The sequence below is a fragment of the Aminobacter sp. P4_H6_2 genome, assembly GCF_056400805.1.
In genome coordinates this window covers 1-2,523 of the sequence record NZ_JBFUKO010000729.1, presented here as the reverse complement: position 1 = coordinate 2,523, position 2,523 = coordinate 1, and the positions used below count along the sequence as shown (strand labels likewise).

Here is a 2,523-nt window from a genome sequence, read left to right as displayed (position 1 = left end):
GGAATGATTTGACGCAATCTTATCGTTTGAACGACCGTCGCCGGCCACCATACTCTTCAGCTCACGACGCCGGACATTTCGATCTCGGTTTTGACGCCAAGCCGTTCCTTCCAGGAGGCCGCTTGACGCTGGCCGAAGGTTTGCCGGAACGGCGTCCAATGACAAAGGGGAGTGAGTTAATGGGAATACTCGGRAAACGAGCCGCCGGATGCATCCTTTCGCTCGCATTGGCGACGACGGCTGCCATTGCGCAGGAGCCTGATACCGCAGTGGTCTTGCGCGTCAGTGATGCGGACCGCTACGATCCGCAGCGCTCCACCGCGCTGGCCGCCGCCGAAATCCTCTACATGGTCGGCGAAACGCTGGTGACGCTCGACCGCGATCTCAAGACCCTCCGCCCCGGCCTGGCGGAGCGCTGGGAGGTCAGCGCCGACGGCCTCACCTACACCTTTCACCTGCGCCGCGACGTCAGCTTCTGCGATGCCAAGCCTTTCACCGCAAAGGCCGTGGTCGGTACGATGGATCGCTGGCTCAATCCGGATTTCCCAGGCGTCAGCAAATGGAAGGCCGGCAAGGTCGAAAGCGTAAAGGCGCTCGACGACTACACCGTCGAATACAAGCTGAAGGAGCCATATTCGGAACTGCTGTACCAGATGACGCAGTTCAATTTCATTATCATCGACCCGGACCAGGCGAGTGCACTGAAGGATGATTTCGGCGTCGCCGCCTTCAACGGCACCGGAGCATTCTGCTTCCAGTCGTGGACGCCGCGCACCCAGACGGTGCTGACCCGTCACGATGGCTATCGCTGGGGCCCGTCCTTCATGACGAATCCGGGACCGGCAGAGGTCGCGAAAATCGTCTGGAAGATAGTGCCGGAAGAGGCAACACTTGCCGCCGCCCTGCAGACCGGCGAAGGCGACGTATCCTTCGCGGTGCCCGCATGGGCTCTCTCCCAGTTGCAGGCGACACCTTCAATCCAGCTGCTGCGGCCCGAAGCGGGCTTCCGCACGCACTATGTCGGCATGAAGATCACGCGCCCCGATCTGGGCGACAAACGCGTCCGCGAAGCGCTAAGCCTGGCAATCGACCAGAGCGCCATCGCCGACGCGATCTTCTTCGGCGAGGCCGATGCAGCCAGGTCCTACTATTCCGAGGCCGCGCGCGACTTCAATCCCAAGATGAAGCTGGACGCATTCGGCTATGACCCTGAAAAGGCCAAGGCGCTGCTCGACGAGGCAGGCTGGGTCTCCAGTGACGGCGGTGTCCGCATGAAGGACGGCAAGCCTTTGTCGCTAATTTTCTATGGTTTCACTGGCGATTCAGACAAGCAGATGGCCGAGACCATCCAGGGTGATCTGCGCAAGATCGGCGTCGACCTGAAGGTCGAGCTCTATGATCCAACGATCGTATGGGGCAAGCTGAAGACCCAGGATTTCGACCTGTACCAGATGAGCTATCCGTATCTGAGCGCGGGCGACGCTATGAACCTGTACTTCCTGTCGTCGAACATGCCCACCCCCAACCGGATGAACTGGAACGATCCCAAGACCGATCAACTGATCGACGCCGGCAACCGCGCGACTTCGGCGGAAGCACGCTTTGCCGCCTTCGCCGAGGCCGGCGCGATCATCCACGACGCCGTGTTGTGGAAGCCGCTGGTCAACGAAAAGCTGGTCGTGGTGGCCGGGCCGCGCGTTGCGCCGTTCAAGCCGCACGGCATCAGCGGTGCACCTCTCTACAACGGGCTGGATCTCAAGCTGGCGAAATGACGGTTGTGGTCCACCGCGCCCAGCATGGCTGCTGGCGCGGTGGACCACTCGAACGCCGGGGATTTCGGGTAATGCCCAAAGTCCTTGAAATGATGCCCGCTTGGGAGAAGACAACGTGACGCGACAGCTCCTTTGGCGCTTGTTGACCTCGATACCTGTGCTGCTTGGTGTGCTTCTGGTCGGTTTCCTGATGCTTCAGGTCATTCCGACCGACCCCGCTATCATCATCGCCGGACCGTCGGGAACTGCTGCCGAAATCGAAGACATCCGCCGCCAGCTCGGCCTCGACGCCCCGATCATGATGCAGTTCTGGCTTTATCTGCTACGTGTCCTGCAAGGCGATCTTGGGCGGTCGATCATCAACAATGCGCCGGTCGCCGGAGAGCTTGTGACGGCGCTTGGGCCGACCATCGAACTGATGGTGGCTAGCCTGATCTGGGCGGTCCCTCTTGGCATCCTGCTTGGCACGCTTGCCGCCATGCGCCGTGGGCAGGTCTTTGACCGCGCCGTCACCGCGCTGTCGGTAGCAGGTGTTTCCGTCCCTGCATTCTGGGTCGGGCTTCTGCTGCTGCAGTTCGCAGCGTTCCGGTGGCAGCTGTTTCCGCTGCAAGGCCGGGGCGGGCCGCTGTGGACGCTCAACGGCTTGCATCATGTCGCACTGCCTGCGCTGACGCTGGGGCTGATCTTCATCGGGCCGGTAGCGCGGATGACCCGCACCGCGGTGGTCGAGGTGTTGGGCGCCGACTTCATC

At 61.7% G+C, this 2,523-nt stretch carries 2 protein-coding genes; both read left to right on the top strand.

Features of this window, described 5'->3' with window-relative positions; genetic code table 11:
• The first annotated feature begins 179 nt into the window (after positions 1 to 179).
• Entirely contained in the window at positions 180 to 1,772 is a 1,593-nt protein-coding gene (locus AC1DUU_RS29295; RefSeq protein WP_476786833.1) for an ABC transporter substrate-binding protein, read from the top strand.
• Between the two features lie 115 nt (positions 1,773 to 1,887).
• Positions 1,888 to 2,523: ABC transporter permease (locus AC1DUU_RS29290; protein ID WP_476786832.1), on the top strand; the 636-nt coding region annotated here is incomplete at its 3' end.